The sequence below is a fragment of the Streptomyces sp. NPDC059371 genome, assembly GCF_042751995.1.
Taxonomy (GTDB): Bacteria; Actinomycetota; Actinomycetes; order Streptomycetales; family Streptomycetaceae; genus Streptomyces.
The window spans coordinates 1-15,485 of sequence record NZ_JBHYXD010000076.1 but is presented as its reverse complement, the minus strand read 5'-3'; the positions used below and the strand labels follow the sequence as shown (position 1 = coordinate 15,485).

The 15,485-nt window shown below is 70.1% G+C and carries 14 protein-coding genes; 1 reads left to right on the top strand and 13 read right to left on the bottom strand.

The features are described from left to right. Positions 1 to 192: 192 nt before the first annotated feature. The 13 genes from metK to pyrR all read right to left on the bottom strand — a co-directional run bounded on the left by metK (position 193) and on the right by pyrR (position 14,550). The gene (gene metK, locus ACFXGX_RS31485; protein WP_328454579.1) at positions 193 to 1,401 is read right to left on the bottom strand and encodes a methionine adenosyltransferase; all 1,209 of its coding nucleotides are present in this window, start codon (positions 1,399 to 1,401) and stop codon (positions 193 to 195) included. Positions 1,402 to 1,637: 236 nt separating this feature from the next. Beyond that, complete coding sequence (gene coaBC, locus ACFXGX_RS31480; protein WP_384797801.1) at positions 1,638 to 2,840, bottom strand: bifunctional phosphopantothenoylcysteine decarboxylase/phosphopantothenate--cysteine ligase CoaBC; 1,203 nt, start codon at positions 2,838 to 2,840, stop codon at positions 1,638 to 1,640. 90 nt (positions 2,841 to 2,930) lie between these two features. Continuing rightward, entirely contained in the window at positions 2,931 to 3,203 is a 273-nt protein-coding gene (gene rpoZ / locus ACFXGX_RS31475) for a DNA-directed RNA polymerase subunit omega (protein WP_003982715.1), read from the bottom strand. A gap of 37 nt (positions 3,204 to 3,240) precedes the next feature. Further along, positions 3,241 to 3,834, bottom strand: a complete 594-nt coding sequence (gene gmk, locus ACFXGX_RS31470; protein ID WP_384797797.1) for a guanylate kinase — start codon at positions 3,832 to 3,834, stop codon at positions 3,241 to 3,243. 37 nt (positions 3,835 to 3,871) lie between these two features. Beyond that, positions 3,872 to 4,195 carry an integration host factor gene (locus ACFXGX_RS31465; RefSeq protein ID WP_081223334.1) on the bottom strand — a complete coding sequence of 108 codons (324 nt, stop codon included), beginning with the start codon at positions 4,193 to 4,195 and terminating at the stop codon, positions 3,872 to 3,874. A 308-nt stretch (positions 4,196 to 4,503) separates the two neighbouring features. Further along, positions 4,504 to 5,346, bottom strand: coding sequence for an orotidine-5'-phosphate decarboxylase (gene pyrF / locus ACFXGX_RS31460; RefSeq protein WP_384797793.1), 843 nt, complete (start codon positions 5,344 to 5,346; stop codon positions 4,504 to 4,506). Then, on the bottom strand, positions 5,343 to 6,449 hold the full coding sequence (locus tag ACFXGX_RS31455) for a quinone-dependent dihydroorotate dehydrogenase (protein WP_384797790.1): 1,107 nt from the start codon (positions 6,447 to 6,449) through the stop codon (positions 5,343 to 5,345). The genes pyrF and ACFXGX_RS31455 overlap by 4 nt, the downstream gene beginning before the upstream one ends. A gap of 99 nt (positions 6,450 to 6,548) precedes the next feature. Continuing rightward, complete coding sequence (carB, locus tag ACFXGX_RS31450) at positions 6,549 to 9,857, bottom strand: carbamoyl-phosphate synthase large subunit (protein WP_384797787.1); 3,309 nt, start codon at positions 9,855 to 9,857, stop codon at positions 6,549 to 6,551. Next, positions 9,850 to 11,049 (bottom strand): glutamine-hydrolyzing carbamoyl-phosphate synthase small subunit, encoded by a 1,200-nt coding sequence (gene carA, locus ACFXGX_RS31445; protein WP_384797784.1) that lies wholly within the window; start codon positions 11,047 to 11,049, stop codon positions 9,850 to 9,852. Before carA ends, carB begins: the two co-directional genes overlap by 8 nt. Continuing rightward, on the bottom strand, positions 11,046 to 11,612 hold the full coding sequence (locus ACFXGX_RS31440; RefSeq protein WP_384797781.1) for a hypothetical protein: 567 nt from the start codon (positions 11,610 to 11,612) through the stop codon (positions 11,046 to 11,048). The genes carA and ACFXGX_RS31440 overlap by 4 nt, the downstream gene beginning before the upstream one ends. After that, positions 11,609 to 12,895, bottom strand: a complete 1,287-nt coding sequence (locus tag ACFXGX_RS31435; protein WP_384797778.1) for a dihydroorotase — start codon at positions 12,893 to 12,895, stop codon at positions 11,609 to 11,611. The genes ACFXGX_RS31440 and ACFXGX_RS31435 overlap by 4 nt, the downstream gene beginning before the upstream one ends. A gap of 4 nt (positions 12,896 to 12,899) precedes the next feature. Beyond that, a complete protein-coding gene (locus tag ACFXGX_RS31430) occupies positions 12,900 to 13,877 on the bottom strand; it encodes an aspartate carbamoyltransferase catalytic subunit (RefSeq protein ID WP_384797775.1) in 978 nt (325 codons plus the stop codon). 82 nt (positions 13,878 to 13,959) lie between these two features. Further along, positions 13,960 to 14,550 carry a bifunctional pyr operon transcriptional regulator/uracil phosphoribosyltransferase PyrR gene (gene pyrR, locus ACFXGX_RS31425; RefSeq protein ID WP_355771765.1) on the bottom strand — a complete coding sequence of 197 codons (591 nt, stop codon included), beginning with the start codon at positions 14,548 to 14,550 and terminating at the stop codon, positions 13,960 to 13,962. A gap of 245 nt (positions 14,551 to 14,795) precedes the next feature. Between pyrR and bldD the strand changes: the two genes are divergently transcribed. Continuing rightward, positions 14,796 to 15,296: a transcriptional regulator BldD gene (bldD, locus tag ACFXGX_RS31420; protein WP_037621142.1), complete on the top strand. Its 501-nt coding sequence runs from the start codon at positions 14,796 to 14,798 to the stop codon at positions 15,294 to 15,296. Positions 15,297 to 15,485: the final 189 nt, after the last annotated feature.

Sequence of the window (15,485 nt, the reverse complement as noted above, 5' to 3'; positions counted from 1 at the left end):
CGTCAGATTCGGTACGGCGGAGACGCGGGGGCCGGCCCCACACCCCGCCGCGACAGGGCGGCGACACAGACACGCCCCCCCCCCCCCAACCCCCCCACCCCCCCCCCGCAAACGCCTCACCTCTCCCCCGGGCCCACCCGCCGGCGGCGGGGGTCCGCGGCCCACACACGGCCTTGACGAAGCCTTCGCGGACTACAGGCCGGCGGCCTTGCGCAGCGCGTCCACCCGGTCCGTCCGCTCCCACGTGAAGTCGGGCAGCTCACGGCCGAAGTGGCCGTAGGCGGCGGTCTGGGAGTAGATCGGACGGAGCAGGTCGAGGTCGCGGATGATGGCCGCCGGGCGGAGGTCGAAGACGTCCGTGATGGCGGTCTCGATCTTCTCGGCGTCCACCTTGGCGGTGCCGAAGGTCTCGACGAACAGGCCCACCGGCTCGGCCTTGCCGATCGCGTACGCGACCTGGACCTCGCAGCGCGAGGCGAGGCCCGCGGCGACGACGTTCTTGGCGACCCAGCGCATCGCGTAGGCGGCGGAGCGGTCGACCTTGGACGGGTCCTTGCCGGAGAAGGCGCCGCCGCCGTGGCGGGCCATGCCGCCGTACGTGTCGATGATGATCTTGCGGCCGGTGAGGCCGGCGTCGCCCATCGGGCCGCCGATCTCGAAGCGGCCGGTCGGGTTCACCAGCAGGCGGTAGCCCTCGGTCTCCAGCTTGATGCCGTCGTCCAGGAGAGCCTTCAGCTCGGGCTCCACCACGAACTCGCGGATGTCGGGAGCGAGCAGGGAGTCCAGGTCGATGTCCGAGGCGTGCTGCGAGGACACGACGACGGTGTCCAGACGGACCGCCTTGTCGCCGTCGTACTCGATGGTGACCTGGGTCTTGCCGTCGGGGCGCAGGTACGGGATGGTCCCGTTCTTGCGGACGTCGGACAGCCGGCGCGCGAGCCGGTGCGCGAGGTGGATCGGGAGCGGCATCAGGTTCGGGGTCTCGTCGGTGGCGTACCCGAACATCAGGCCCTGGTCGCCCGCGCCCTGCCTGTCCAGCTCGTCCTCGTCGCCCTCGACACGGGACTCGTACGCCGTGTCGACACCCTGGGCGATGTCCGGGGACTGGGAACCGATCGACACCGACACGCCGCAGGACGCCCCGTCGAAGCCCTTCTTCGACGAGTCGTAGCCGATCTCCAGGATCTTGTCGCGGACGAGCTGGGCGATCGGCGCGTACGCCTTGGTCGTGACCTCTCCGGCCACGTGCACCAGGCCGGTGGTGATGAGCGTCTCCACGGCGACCCGGGACGTCGGGTCCTCGCGCAGGAGGGCATCGAGAATGGTGTCGCTGATCTGGTCAGCGATCTTGTCGGGGTGACCCTCGGTCACGGACTCCGAGGTGAACAGGCGACGGGACACAACGCTCCCTGTGGTTGCAGCGGCTGCTGGCTGATCATTGGTGGACGGCCGGGGGCTGCGCCCGGCGTCGTCCAAGAACAGTTTATCGGTCGCACTCGGCCGCGGGACCCCTGTCTCGCCTCTCGGAAGGCCTGTGACCTGCGGCACGGGCATTCTGCGCCATGGCCATGGGTCTCCGCCAGGGTCGCCACGCCCGATTTTGCGCGATTTGTGTGACAGGTGCGACGGGAGAGGTTTCACACCAGGCGGCGTGTCACCAGGTCCCACACCGTCTCGGCCAAGGCTTCCTTGGGTCCGTAGGGCACCGCGGTCTCACTCCCGTCGGCTCCGAGCACCACCGCCTCGTTCTCCTCGGAACCGAAGGTCTTGCGCTCCCCCACCTCGTTCACCACCAGCAGATCGCAGCCCTTGCGCTCCAGCTTCGTCCGTCCGTTGGACAGGACGTCGTCGGTCTCGGCGGCGAATCCCACCACGACCTGGCCGGGGCGCGCGCGGTCCGCGGAGATCTCCGCGAGGATGTCCGGATTACGGACCAGAACGATGGGTTCCGGCTCCGCGCCGTCCTTCTTCTTGATCTTCCCGGCCGCGTAGGTGCCGGGGCGGAAGTCCGCGACCGCGGCCGCCATGACCACGGCGTCGGCGTCCGAAACCGCCTTCAGCACGGCTTCGCGCATCTGCACGGCGGTGCCGACCTGGATCACGTCGACCCCGGCCGGGTCCGGCAGACCCGTGTTCGCGGCGATCAGGGTGACCCTGGCCCCGCGCGCGACGGCCGTACGGGCGAGCGCGTAGCCCTGCTTGCCGGAGGAGCGGTTGCCGAGGAAGCGGACCGGGTCGAGGGGCTCACGGGTGCCGCCGGCGCTGACGACGACATGCCGTCCGGCGAGATCCGGCTCGGTGACACCGCGGGCGAGGACACGGCGGCAGATCTCGAAGATCTCCCCCGGGTCGGGCAGCCGCCCCTTGCCGGTGTCGACGCCGGTCAGGCGCCCCACGGCGGGCTCGATGACGACGGCGCCGCGGCGCCGCAGGGTCGCCACGTTCTCCCGGGTCGCCGGGTGCTCCCACATCTCGGTGTGCATGGCGGGTGCGAACACGACCGGGCAGCGGGCGGTGAGCAGGGTGTTGGTGAGGAGGTCGTCGGCCAGCCCGTGGGCGGCCTTGGCGAGCATGTCGGCCGTCGCGGGGGCGACCACCACGAGGTCGGCGTGCTGCCCGATACGGACGTGCGGGACCTCGTGGACGTCCGACCAGACCTCGGTGGACACGGGGTGGCCCGAGAGCGCGGACCAGGTGGCGGCGCCGACGAAGTTCAGCGCGGAGGCGGTGGGCACGACACGTACGTCGTGACCCGACTCGGTCAGTCGTCGCAGCAGCTCACAGGCCTTGTAGGCGGCGATGCCACCGCTGACCCCCAGAACGACCTTGGGCTTGGACACCGTCTCTCCCCGGGCTCGGAAACGTACGACTCCATGACACACCACAGGCCCGGCGGTCGCGCCGCCGGGCCTGGGATGAGCATGTAATGACTACTGAGCGGGGCCTTCGACGGCCTCGGAGGTCAGCAGACCCGCGTTGATCTCGCGCAGGGCGATCGACAGCGGCTTCTCGTGGACGTGGGTGTCGACGAGCGGACCGACGTACTCGAGGAGGCCCTCGCCGAGCTGCGAGTAGTACGCGTTGATCTGACGGGCTCGCTTGGCCGCGTAGATCACGAGGCTGTACTTCGAGTCGGTGGCCTCGAGGAGCTCGTCGATCGGAGGGTTGATGATGCCCTCGGGAGCAGTGATGGAAGAGGACACGCTCTGCCTTCCGAAAGGTGGAAATTGACCTGAAAGATCAAACAACTTCCACCAAGGCTAGCAGCTCGCGCGCCACGTCCTCGACGGAGGTGTTGACCAGGGTGACATCGAACTCCGGCTCGGCGGCGAGTTCGACCTTGGCCGCCTCCAGGCGGCGCTCGATCACCTCGGGCGGTTCGGTGCCCCGACCGGTGAGCCTGCGCACCAGTTCCTCCCAGGAGGGCGGGGCCAGGAACACGAGGAGCGCGTCCCGCATGGACTCGCGGACCTGCCGCGCGCCCTGGAGGTCGATCTCCAGGAGGACCGGCTTGCCCGACTCCAGGTGCTCCATCACCGCGGCACGCGGGGTGCCGTAGCGGTTGCCGGCGAATTCGGCCCACTCCAGGAGCTCACCGTTGGCGATCAGCTTGTCCATCTCGTCGTCGGAGACGAAGAAGTAGTGGACTCCGTGCTTCTCACCGGGGCGCGGCTTGCGGGTCGTCGCCGACACCGAGAGCCAGAGCTCGGGGTGTGCTTTGCGCATATGAGCGACGACCGTGCTCTTGCCGACCCCCGAGGGGCCGGAGAGCACGGTCAGCCGCGGACGTGCGTCCGGGGGTACGGGGGACGTCCCCCGGGGTGTTACAGCCATGCAGCGATTATTCCAGCAATCCTGGTGTGTCCAGGACTCAGGCGCCGGAACCACCGAACTCGCGCTCCAAAGAGGCGATCTGGTTCGAGCCGAGACCGCGAACGCGGCGGCTCTCGGAGATCCCGAGTCGCTCCATGATCTGCTTGGCGCGGACCTTGCCCACGCCCGGCAGGGACTCCAGGAGAGCGGAGACCTTCATCTTGCCGACGACGTCGTTCTCCTGGCCCTGCTTGATGACCTCGTGAAGAGAGGCGCCGGAGTGCTTGAGTCGATTCTTGACCTCGGCCCGCTCCCGGCGAGCCGCGGCGGCCTTTTCGAGCGCGGCTGCGCGCTGTTCAGGGGTAAGGGGCGGAAGAGCCACGCCTACGTCACCTCGGATGTCGAACTGTCGGATAGGGACCGGTGCGGAACCTAGTCGCCCCACACCGAGGAGCCCCGGGCAACATGCTCGCCCGTTCTCCCTGCTGCCTTGACGGCCCGGGAGGCGCTCCCACTCGACGGAGACTAGCGGGCAAGTGCGCCGGAGTCAGCGAGAACAGAGGAAAAGTCCTGGTCAGCCTCCCTGGAGCCCGACATTTACGACATACCTCCCCGGATTTGAGGGTGTATCCAGACTTGGGGACTCCCGAAGGCACTCCTCGGAGGCCTCTCGAACGGCTGTCGGAACGCTCAGGCCGCCGCGACGGCCGCCCTGATCTCCTCCGCGAACCCCTCGGCCGACTCCCGCAGGGCCATGACGTCGGGACCGTGACGCAGAACACCCCGGCTCACGTTCGGGACGACGTTGCGCACGGCGGACCCGAAGACGCCCGCCAGATCGGCCGCGGTCGCTCCCTGGGCACTGATGCCGGGCGCGAGGAGCGGGCCGTTGATCTCCAGGTCGTAGGAGGAGAGATCGCCCAGGGTCGCGCCGACGACCGCCCCGAAGGACCCGAGCGGCCTCTCGTCCGCGTTCTCCGCGGCCAGATGCCCGAGCATCGTCGCTCCGACGTTCCGTCCGTCCGCGCGCACGGCGTGCTGCACCTCGCCGCCCTCCGGGTTGGAGGTGAGCGCGAGCACGAAGAGCCCGGCCCCGCTCTCGCGCGCCAGCTCCACCGCGGGCTTCAGCGAGCCGTAGCCGAGATAGGGCGACACCGTCAGCGCGTCCGAGAAGAGCGGCGCGTCCTTGCGCAGGAAGGTCTCGGCGTACGCGGCCATGGTCGAGCCGATGTCGCCGCGCTTGGCGTCCATCACGACCAGCGCGCCGGCCGCCCGTGCCTGTTCGACGGACTTCTCCAGGACGGCGATCCCGCGCGAGCCGAACCGCTCGAAGAACGCGCTCTGCGGCTTGAGGACGGCGACGCGCTCGGCGAGCGCCTCGACGACCGTACGGCTGAAGCGCTCCAGGCCCGCGATGTCGTCGCCGAGCCCCCAGTCGGCGAGCAGGGAGGCGTGCGGGTCGATGCCCACGCACAGGGGACCGCGCTCGTCCATGGCGCGGCGAAGGCGCGCGCCGAAGGGTTCCAGGCTCATACGGGCTTCCTCACGTCGGCGCCGACCGCGTCGGCGAGGGTGGCGTACGGGCTCGTCCGCAGGCGGGCGGCGAGTCCCTTGTGGACGGCGCGGCCCCAGAAGGGGCCTTCGTAGATGAAGGCGCTGTAGCCCTGGACCAGCGTGGCGCCGGCCAGGATGCGCTGCCAGGCGTCCTCGGCGTTCTCTACGCCGCCGACGCCCACCAGGGTGATCCGGTCGCCCACGCGCGCGTAGAGGCGCCTCAGGACCTCCAGGGAGCGTGCCTTGAGCGGCGCGCCGGAGAGACCGCCGGTCTCCTTCACCACGGAGGGGTCGGACGTCAGCCCGAGTCCCTCGCGGGCGATGGTGGTGTTCGTGGCGATGATCCCGTCCAGGCCGAGTTCGACGGCGAGGTCGGCGACCGCGTCGACGTCCTCGTCGGCGAGGTCGGGCGCGATCTTGACGAGCAGCGGGACGCGCCGGTCCGTGACGGCGCGGTCGGCGGCCTCGCGCACCGCGCTGAGCAGCGGACGCAGTGCCTCGGTGGCCTGGAGGTTGCGCAGGCCGGGGGTGTTCGGGGACGACACGTTCACGACGAGGTAGTCGGCGTGCCGGGCGAGGCGCTCGGTGGACTTCACGTAGTCGCCGACGGCCTCCGCCTCGGGGACGGTCTTGGTCTTGCCGATGTTGACGCCCACGACGGTCCTGAACACGGGCGTACGGGCCGCCAGGCGCTCGGAGACGGCCGCGGAGCCCTCGTTGTTGAATCCCATGCGGTTGATCAGCGCGCGGTCCGGCACGAGGCGGAACAGCCGCTTCTTGGGGTTGCCCGGCTGGGGCTCCCCGGTGACCGTGCCGATCTCGATGTGGTCGAAACCGAGCATCGACATCCCGTCGATGGCCACGGCGTTCTTGTCGAAGCCCGCCGCGAGGCCGAAGGGCCCGTGCATGCGCAGGCCGAGCGCCTCGGTGCGCAGCTCCTTGTGGCGGGGCGCGAGCACGGCGGCGACGAAGGTGCGCAGGACGGGAACACGGGCGACGAGCCGGATCCAGCGGAAGGCGAGGTGGTGGGCCTGCTCCGGGTCCATCCGCTTGAAGACCAGGTCGAAGAAGAGCTTGTACATGATCATGTCCTCGAAAGAGCCCGGTGAGGGGCGCCTCTTGAAGGGGCAGGGGGCCGCATGAAGAGGGGGACACCGTTTCCGGTGTCCCCCTCGGGGCCGCTAGTCGCGCGCCGCGGTCAGATGCTCGGCGTGTTCCTGGAGCGAGCGCACGCCCACGTCTCCGTGGTTGAGCGCGTCGATGCCCTGGACGGCGGCGGCGAGCGCCTGCACCGTCGTCAGGCACGGGACCGAGCGGGCCACGGCCGCGGTGCGGATCTCGTAGCCGTCGAGGCGGCCGCCGGTGCCGTACGGGGTGTTGACGATGAGGTCGACCTCGCCGTCGTGGATGAGCTGGACGATGGTCTTCTCGCCGTTCGGGCCCTCGCCCTCGCTCTGCTTGCGCACGATCGTGGCGTGGATGCCGTTGCGCTTGAGCACCTCGGCCGTGCCGGAGGTGGCCATCAGCTCGAAGCCGTGGGCGACGAGTTCACGCGCCGGGAAGATCATCGAGCGCTTGTCGCGGTTGGCGACCGAGATGAAGGCGCGGCCCTTGGTGGGCAGCGGGCCGTACGCGCCGGCCTGCGACTTGGCGTACGCGGTGCCGAACACCGAGTCGATGCCCATGACCTCGCCGGTGGAGCGCATCTCTGGGCCGAGCACCGTGTCGACGCCGCGGCCGTGGATGTCGCGGAAGCGCGACCACGGCATGACGGCCTCCTTGACGGAGATCGGCGCGTCGAGCGGCAGCGTGCCGCCGTCGCCGTTCGCCGGAAGCAGGCCCTCGGCGCGCAGCTCGGCGACGGTCGCGCCCAGCGAGATGCGGGCAGCGGCCTTCGCGAGCGGCACCGCGGTCGCCTTCGAGGTGAAGGGGACGGTGCGCGAGGCGCGCGGGTTGGCCTCGAGGACGTAGAGGATGTCCCCGGCCATCGCGAACTGGATGTTGATCAGGCCGCGGACGCCGACGCCCTTGGCGATGGCCTCGGTCGAGGCGCGCAGCCGCTTGATGTCGAAGCCGCCGAGGGTGATCGGGGGCAGGGCGCACGCCGAGTCGCCGGAGTGGATGCCGGCCTCCTCGATGTGCTCCATGACGCCGCCGAGGTAGAGCTCCTCGCCGTCGTACAGCGCGTCGACGTCGATCTCGATCGCGTCGTCGAGGAAGCGGTCGACGAGCACCGGCCGGGAGGGGCTGATCTCGGTCGACTCGGCGATGTACGAGGACAGCCGCGTCTCGTCGTACACGATCTCCATGCCGCGGCCGCCGAGGACGTACGAGGGCCGGACCAGGACGGGGTAGCCGATCTCGTCGGCGATGGCCTTGGCCTCGGCGAAGGTGGTGGCGGTGCCGTGCTTGGGGGCCGGCAGGCCCGCCTCCGCGAGGACCCGCCCGAAGGCGCCGCGGTCCTCGGCGGCGTGGATCGCCTCGGGCGGGGTGCCCACGATCGGCACGCCGTTGTCCTTGAGCGCCTGTGCCAGGCCGAGCGGGGTCTGGCCGCCGAGCTGCACGATCACACCGGCGATCGGACCGGCCAGCGACTCCGCGTGGACGATCTCCAGCACGTCTTCCAGCGTCAGCGGCTCGAAGTACAGGCGGTCGGAGGTGTCGTAGTCCGTGGAGACGGTCTCGGGGTTGCAGTTGACCATCACGGTCTCGTAGCCCGCCTCGCTGAGCGCGAAGGAGGCGTGGACGCAGGAGTAGTCGAACTCGATGCCCTGGCCGATGCGGTTCGGGCCGGAGCCCAGGATGATCACCGCGGGCTTCTCGCGGGGCGCGACCTCGGTCTCCTCGTCGTAGGAGGAGTAGAAGTACGGCGTGTTCGCGGCGAACTCGGCGGCGCAGGTGTCGACCGTCTTGTAGACCGGGCGCACGCCCAGCGCGTGCCGCACCTCGCGGACGACGTCCTCGCGCAGCCCGCGGATCTCGGCGATCTGGGCGTCGGAGAAGCCGTGCCGCTTGGCCTCGGCGAGCAGCTCGGGGTAGAGCTTGTCGGCGGCGGCCAGCTCGTCCGCGGTCTCCTTGATCAGGAAGAGCTGGTCGACGAACCACGGGTCGATCTTCGTGGACTCGAAGACCTCCTCGGGGGTGGCGCCCGCGCGGATGGCCTGCATGACGGAGTTGATGCGGCCGTCCGTGGGGCGGACGGCCTCGCGCAGCAGCGCGGCCTTGTCACCGGGTTCGCCCACGAACGTGAACTGGCTGCCCTTCTTCTCCAGCGAGCGCAGCGCCTTCTGCAGCGCCTCGGTGAAGTTGCGGCCGATCGCCATGGCCTCGCCGACCGACTTCATGGTGGTCGTGAGGGTGGAGTCGGCGGAGGGGAACTTCTCGAAGGCGAAGCGCGGGGCCTTCACGACGACGTAGTCGAGGGTCGGCTCGAAGGAGGCCGGGGTCTTCTCGGTGATGTCGTTCGGGATCTCGTCGAGCGTGTAGCCGACGGCGAGCTTGGCGGCGATCTTGGCGATCGGGAAGCCGGTCGCCTTGGAGGCGAGCGCCGAGGACCGCGAGACGCGCGGGTTCATCTCGATGACGATGATGCGGCCGTCTTCGGGGTTGACCGCGAACTGGATGTTGCAGCCGCCGGTGTCGACGCCGACCTCGCGGATGATCGCGATGCCGATGTCGCGCAGCCGCTGGTACTCGCGGTCGGTGAGCGTCATGGCCGGGGCGACGGTGATGGAGTCGCCGGTGTGGACGCCCATCGGGTCGAAGTTCTCGATGGAGCAGACGACCACGACGTTGTCGTTCTTGTCGCGCATCAGCTCCAGCTCGTACTCCTTCCAGCCGAGGATGGACTCCTCCAGGAGCACCTCGGTGGTCGGGGAGAGCGTGAGGCCCTGGCCGGCGATGCGGCGCAGCTCGTCCTCGTCGTGGGCGAAGCCGGAGCCGGCGCCGCCCATGGTGAAGGAGGGGCGGACGACGACGGGGTAGCCGCCGAGTGTGTCGACGCCCTGGATGACGTCGTCCATGGTGTGGCAGATGACCGACCGGGCGGACTCGCCGTGGCCGATCTTCTCGCGGACGGCCTCGACGACACCCTTGAAGAGCTCGCGGTCCTCGCCCTTGTTGATCGCCTCGATGTTGGCGCCGATCAGTTCGACGCCGTACTTCTCCAGCACACCCTGCTCGTGCATGGAGATCGCGGTGTTGAGGGCCGTCTGGCCGCCGAGCGTCGGCAGCAGGACGTCGGGGCGCTCCTTGGCGATGATCTTCTCGACGAACTCGGGGGTGATCGGCTCGACGTAGGTGGCGTCGGCGATCTCCGGGTCGGTCATGATCGTCGCCGGGTTGGAGTTGACGAGGATGACCCGCAGGCCCTCGGCGCGCAGGACGCGGCACGCCTGGGTGCCGGAGTAGTCGAACTCGGCGGCCTGGCCGATGACGATCGGGCCGGAGCCGATGACCAGGACGGACTGGATATCGGTGCGCTTAGGCACGCTGGCCCTCCATCGGGACTGTTTCCATCAAAGACGTGAAGCGGTCGAACAGGTAGGCGGCGTCGTGCGGCCCCGCCGCCGCTTCGGGGTGGTACTGGACGCTGAAGGCCGGCTGGTCGAGCAGCTGGAGGCCCTCCACCACGTTGTCGTTGAGGCAGACGTGGGAGACCTCGACGCGGCCGAAGGGGGTCTGGGAGACCTCGTCGAGCGGGGCGTCGACGGCGAAGCCGTGGTTGTGCGCGGTGACCTCGACCTTGCCGGTGGTGCGGTCCTGCACGGGCTGGTTGATGCCGCGGTGGCCGTACTTCAGCTTGTACGTGCCGAAGCCGAGGGCGCGGCCGAGGATCTGGTTGCCGAAGCAGATGCCGAAGAGCGGGGTCCTGCGGGCGAGGACTTCCTTCATGACGGCGACGGGACCGTCGGCGGTGGCCGGGTCACCGGGGCCGTTGGAGAAGAAGACGCCGTCCGGGTTCACGGCGTAGATGTCCTCGGCGGTGGCCGTCGCGGGCAGGACGTGCACCTCGATGCCGCGTTCGGCCATCCGGTGCGGGGTCATGCCCTTGATGCCCAGGTCGACGGCGGCGACGGTGAACTTCGCCTTGCCGACCGGGACGGCTTCGCCGTCGGGGCCGATGGCGGGGACGACGTACGTCTCCTTGGTGGCGACCTCGGCGGCGAGGTTCGCGCCCTTCATCTCGGGCGCCTGGCGCACCTCGGCGAGCATGGTGCCCGCGTCGGGCAGCGCGTTGCCGGAGAAGATGCCGACGCGCATGGCGCCGCGCTCGCGCAGGTGGCGGGTCAGGGCGCGGGTGTCGATGCCGCTGATGCCGACGACACCCTGGTTGCGCAGTTCCTCGTCGAGCGAGCGGCGCGAGCGCCAGTTGGAGGACACGCGCGCGGGGTCGCGGACGACGTATCCGGCGACCCAGATCCGCCGCGACTCGGGGTCCTCGTCGTTGACGCCGGTGTTGCCGACGTGCGGGGCGGTCATCACGACGACCTGGCGGTGGTAGGACGGGTCGGTGAGGGTCTCCTGGTAGCCGGTCATGCCGGTGGAGAACACCGCTTCGCCGAAGGTCGCCCCCACGGCCCCGTAGGAGCGGCCGCGGAAGACCCGGCCGTCCTCCAGGACGAGTACGGCGGGAAGCGCCTTCTCCCTCTGTGAGGCGTTCCCCTGAGTGGAGGTCGTCATCGTGCGCCTTCCGTTTCCGTCTTGTTGATCATGTCGTTCAGGGTGTCGGCCCATTCGTTGTGCTCGGCCGCGCGGTCCGAGCGGAATCCGGAGTCGAGGAGCCGGTCGCCGTGCGCCCAGGTCACCACGAGGAGTCCGCCCTCGGTGAGGACCTTGCCCGCGATGCCCTTGTCGAGCCGGGCCTCGCGAAGCTGCGCGGCCGGGATGAAGAAGTCGTGCGCTCCGGGGCGTACGACGTCGAGACCCGCGTCCGTCAGGGTGAGCTCGGCCCGGCTGCGGGTGCCCAGGCCGTGCGCCACGATGCGGTCGAGCCACTGCCCGGCGGTGGTGGAGCCGTGGTAGCGGCCGCTCATGCTCAGTCTGGCCGGGCCGGTGTCTTCCGGCGCGGTGGGGAGCTCGGGCAGGTCGCCCTGGAGGGTGCCGCGCCACTTCCAGCCCTCGCGCATCAGCCAGTAGACGAGCGCGACGAAGAGGGCGAGGCCGACGAGCCAGCCGATCCGGGCGGACCAGTCGGTCACTTCCGCGGACTTCTGGGCGGCGGCGATGGAGAGGTGAGGTGTCACGCGAGCTTCCCGTCGACGAGGGTGGCCTTGCCCCGCAGCCAGGTGTGGGTGACCCGGCCCGGCAGCTCACGGCCCTCGTAGGGGGTGTTGCGGCTGCGCGAGGCGAAGCCAGCGGGGTCCACGCTCCCACGGTATGCCGTGTCGACGAGCGTGAGGTTGGCGGGCTCACCTGCCGAGACGGGACGTCCGTGGCCGGTGGCCCGGCCGATCGCGGCGGGCTTCACGGACATGCGGTCGGCGACGCCGGCCCAGTCGAGCAGTCCGGTCTCGATCATCGTCTGCTGGACGACGGACAGCGCGGTCTCAAGGCCGACCATGCCCATGGCGGCGGCGGCCCACTCGCAGTCCTTGTCCTCGTGCGGGTGCGGCGCGTGGTCGGTGGCGACGATGTCGATCGTGCCGTCGGCCAGCGCCTCGCGCAGCGCCATGACGTCGCGTTCGGTGCGCAGCGGCGGGTTGACCTTGTAGACCGGGTTGTACGACCGCACCAGCTCGTCGGTCAGGAGCAGGTGGTGCGGGGTGACCTCGGCGGTGACGTCGATGCCGCGGGACTTTGCCCAGCGGACGATCTCGACGGAGCCGGCGGTCGACAGGTGGCAGATGTGGACGCGGGAGCCGACGTGCTCGGCGAGCAGGACGTCCCGGGCGATGATCGACTCCTCGGCCACCGCCGGCCAGCCGCCGAGTCCGAGCTCGGCGGAGACGACGCCCTCGTTCATCTGGGCGCCCTCGGTGAGGCGGGGCTCCTGGGCGTGCTGGGCGACGACACCGCCGAAGGCCTTCACGTACTCCAGCGCGCGGCGCATGATCACCGCGTCGTCGACGCACTTGCCGTCGTCGGAGAAGACCGTGACGCCGGCGGCGGACTCGTGCATGGCGCCGAGCTCGGCGAGCTTCTTGCCCTCCAGGCCGACGGTGACGGCGCCGATCGGCTGCACGTCGCAGTAGCCGTGTTCCTGGCCGAGCCGGTAGACCTGCTCGACCACACCGGCGGTGTCGGCGACCGGGAAGGTGTTGGCCATGGCGAACACGGCCGTGAAGCCGCCGCTCGCCGCCGCCCGGGTGCCGGTCAGCACGGTCTCGGAGTCCTCGCGGCCGGGCTCGCGCAGATGCGTGTGCAGGTCGACCAGCCCCGGCAGCAGCACCTTGCCGACGGCCTCCACGACCTCCGCGCCCTCGGCGGACAGCCCGGTGCCGACGGCCTCGATCACCTCGCCGTCGATCAGGACGTCCTGCGGCTCGCCGCCGAGCACCCGCGCACCACGGATAAGGATCTTGCTCATGGTCTTACTTCTCCTCGGTACGGGTGTGGGTGACGGCGGGCTCGTTGCCGCCCAGGAGCAGGTACAGGACGGCCATGCGGATGGAGACACCGTTGGCGACCTGCTCGACGACGGTGCAGCGCTCGGAGTCGGCGACCTCGGCGGTGATCTCCATGCCGCGGACCATCGGGCCGGGGTGCATCACGATGGCGTGCTCCGGCATTCTCGCCATGCGCTCGCCGTCGAGCCCGTAGCGACGCGAGTACTCGCGCTCGGTCGGGAAGAACGCCGCGTTCATCCGCTCGCGCTGCACGCGCAGCATCATCACGGCGTCGGACTTGGAGAGGGTGCTGTCGAGGTCGTACGAGATCTCGCAGGGCCAGTTCTCGACGCCGACCGGCACCAGGGTGGGCGGCGCGACGAGGGTGACCTCGGCCCCGAGGGTGTGCAGCAGGTCGACGTTGGAGCGGGCGACGCGGCTGTGCAGGACGTCGCCGACGATCGTGATGTGCTTGCCGGACAGGTCCTGGCCGAGTCCGGCGTCCCGGCCGACGAGCCGGCGGCGCATGGTGAAGGCGTCGAGCAGGGCCTGCGTGGGGTGCTGGTGGGTGCCGTCGCCCGCGTTGATGACGGCGGCGTCGATCCAGCCGGAGGTGGCGAGCCGGTAGGGGGCTCCCGAGGCGCCGTGCCGGATGACGACGGCATCGACGCCCATCGCCTCCAGGGTCTGGGCGGTGTCCTTGAGGGACTCGCCCTTGGAGACGCTCGATCCCTTGGCGGTGAAGTTGATGACGTCCGCGGAGAGGCGCTTCTCGGCGGCCTCGAAGGAGATCCGGGTACGGGTCGAGTCCTCGAAGAAGAGGTTGACGACGGTGCGGCCGCGCAGGGTCGGCAGTTTCTTGATCGGCCGGTCGGCGACCCGGGCCATCTCCTCGGCGGTGTCGAGGATCAGGACGGCGTCGTCGCGGGTGAGGTCGGCGGCCGAGATGAGATGACGCTGCATCTGTCAGGCTCCGTAAGGAAGTTCAGGGAGGATTCGGGCATGCGGGCGCGCGGGAGCGCACATCGCGGCGTGGGCCGGAGTGCTACTGGCGCTCGCCCGGGGAGGTCCGCTTGGCACCGAGCAGCACGGTGTCGCGACCGTCCTCCTCGGCGAGCTGGACCTTGACCGTCTCCCGCAACGACGTGGGGAGGTTCTTGCCGACGTAGTCGGCGCGGATGGGCAGTTCGCGGTGGCCCCGGTCGACGAGGACGGCGAGCTGCACGGCGCGCGGGCGTCCGATGTCGTTCAGCGCGTCGAGCGCGGCGCGGATGGTGCGGCCGGAGAAGAGCACGTCGTCGACGAGGACGACGAGACGGCCGTCGATGCCGTCACCGGGGATCTCGGTGCGGGCCAGCGCGCGCGGCGGATGCATGCGCAGGTCGTCGCGGTACATCGTGATGTCGAGGGATCCGACCGGGATCTTGCGGTCGGTGATCTCTTCGAGCTTGTCGGCCAGCCTGCGGGCCAGGAAGACGCCGCGGGTCGGAATGCCGAGGAGCACCACGTCGTCGGCGCCCTTGGCGCGTTCGACGATCTCGTGGGCGATGCGGGTCAGCACCCGCGCGATGTCGGGCGCCTCCAGAACGGGCCGCGCTTCGGCTTCGTCGTGCTGCTTGTCGTGCTGAGTGTCCATGGGAAACGGACCTCCTTCTCCGCCTCACGGGACGGATCATTAAAGGACGTCGGATTTGCGCCATCAACGGTACCAGCCCCGCGACGCCGCTGATCACATCGGTTTGAGCCACCCCGCCGTGACGCCCGCCCGGGAGCGGTCGAAAATCCTTCGGCTTGACGGGGGAGTGTAACGCTGCGTAACCTCACAGTGAGTCACCAGCCGCGCGGCGGAGCCGCACGTTGATACAGCGTCCGGGGAGCTATATGTCCAGCGAATACGCCAAACAGCTCGGGGCCAAGCTCCGCGCGATCCGCACCCAGCAGGGCCTTTCCCTCCATGGCGTGGAGGAGAAGTCGCAGGGCCGCTGGAAGGCGGTCGTGGTCGGTTCGTACGAGCGCGGCGACCGCGCCGTCACCGTGCAGCGTCTTGCCGAGCTGGCGGACTTCTACGGGGTTCCGGTCCAGGAGCTGCTGCCGGGCACCACTCCGGGCGGGGCCGCCGAGCCGCCGCCGAAGCTGGTCCTCGACCTCGAGCGGCTCGCGCACGTGCCGGCCGAGAAGGCGGGCCCGCTGCAGCGCTACGCGGCGACGATCCAGTCGCAGCGCGGCGACTACAACGGCAAGGTGCTCTCGATCCGCCAGGACGACCTGCGCACCCTCGCCGTGATCTACGACCAGTCCCCCTCGGTCCTGACCGAGCAGCTCATCAGCTGGGGCGTCCTGGACGCGGACGCGCGCCGCGCGGTCGCCCACGACGAGGGCTGAACCCCTTAGGACAGCTCAGCAGAAACGTGCCGCCGGGGTGGCCGGAACTTGACGGTTCCGGCCACCCCGGCGGCTTTGTGCGAACCAGCAGGATCCGTTCTGCGGGCCCCCGGAAGCGGGCGCTTATAAACAAAAACGAGACCCCCAAAACGCGCGGGATCTGGGGGGGGGGGGTGTGGGGGTGAATAG

Coding starts and splice junctions, on each gene's coding strand:
- ACFXGX_RS31430 (WP_384797775.1), bottom strand. CDS start 13,877: ATGCAGCGTCATCTCATCTCGGCCGCCGACCTCACCCGCGACGACGCC.
- ACFXGX_RS31455 (WP_384797790.1), bottom strand. CDS start 6,449: ATGTACAAGCTCTTCTTCGACCTGGTCTTCAAGCGGATGGACCCGGAG.
- pyrF (WP_384797793.1), bottom strand. CDS start 5,346: ATGAGCCTGGAACCCTTCGGCGCGCGCCTTCGCCGCGCCATGGACGAG.
- pyrR (WP_355771765.1), bottom strand. CDS start 14,550: ATGGACACTCAGCACGACAAGCAGCACGACGAAGCCGAAGCGCGGCCC.
- ACFXGX_RS31435 (WP_384797778.1), bottom strand. CDS start 12,895: ATGAGCAAGATCCTTATCCGTGGTGCGCGGGTGCTCGGCGGCGAGCCG.
- gmk (WP_384797797.1), bottom strand. CDS start 3,834: ATGGCTGTAACACCCCGGGGGACGTCCCCCGTACCCCCGGACGCACGT.
- bldD (WP_037621142.1), top strand. CDS start 14,796: ATGTCCAGCGAATACGCCAAACAGCTCGGGGCCAAGCTCCGCGCGATC.
- carA (WP_384797784.1), bottom strand. CDS start 11,049: ATGACGACCTCCACTCAGGGGAACGCCTCACAGAGGGAGAAGGCGCTT.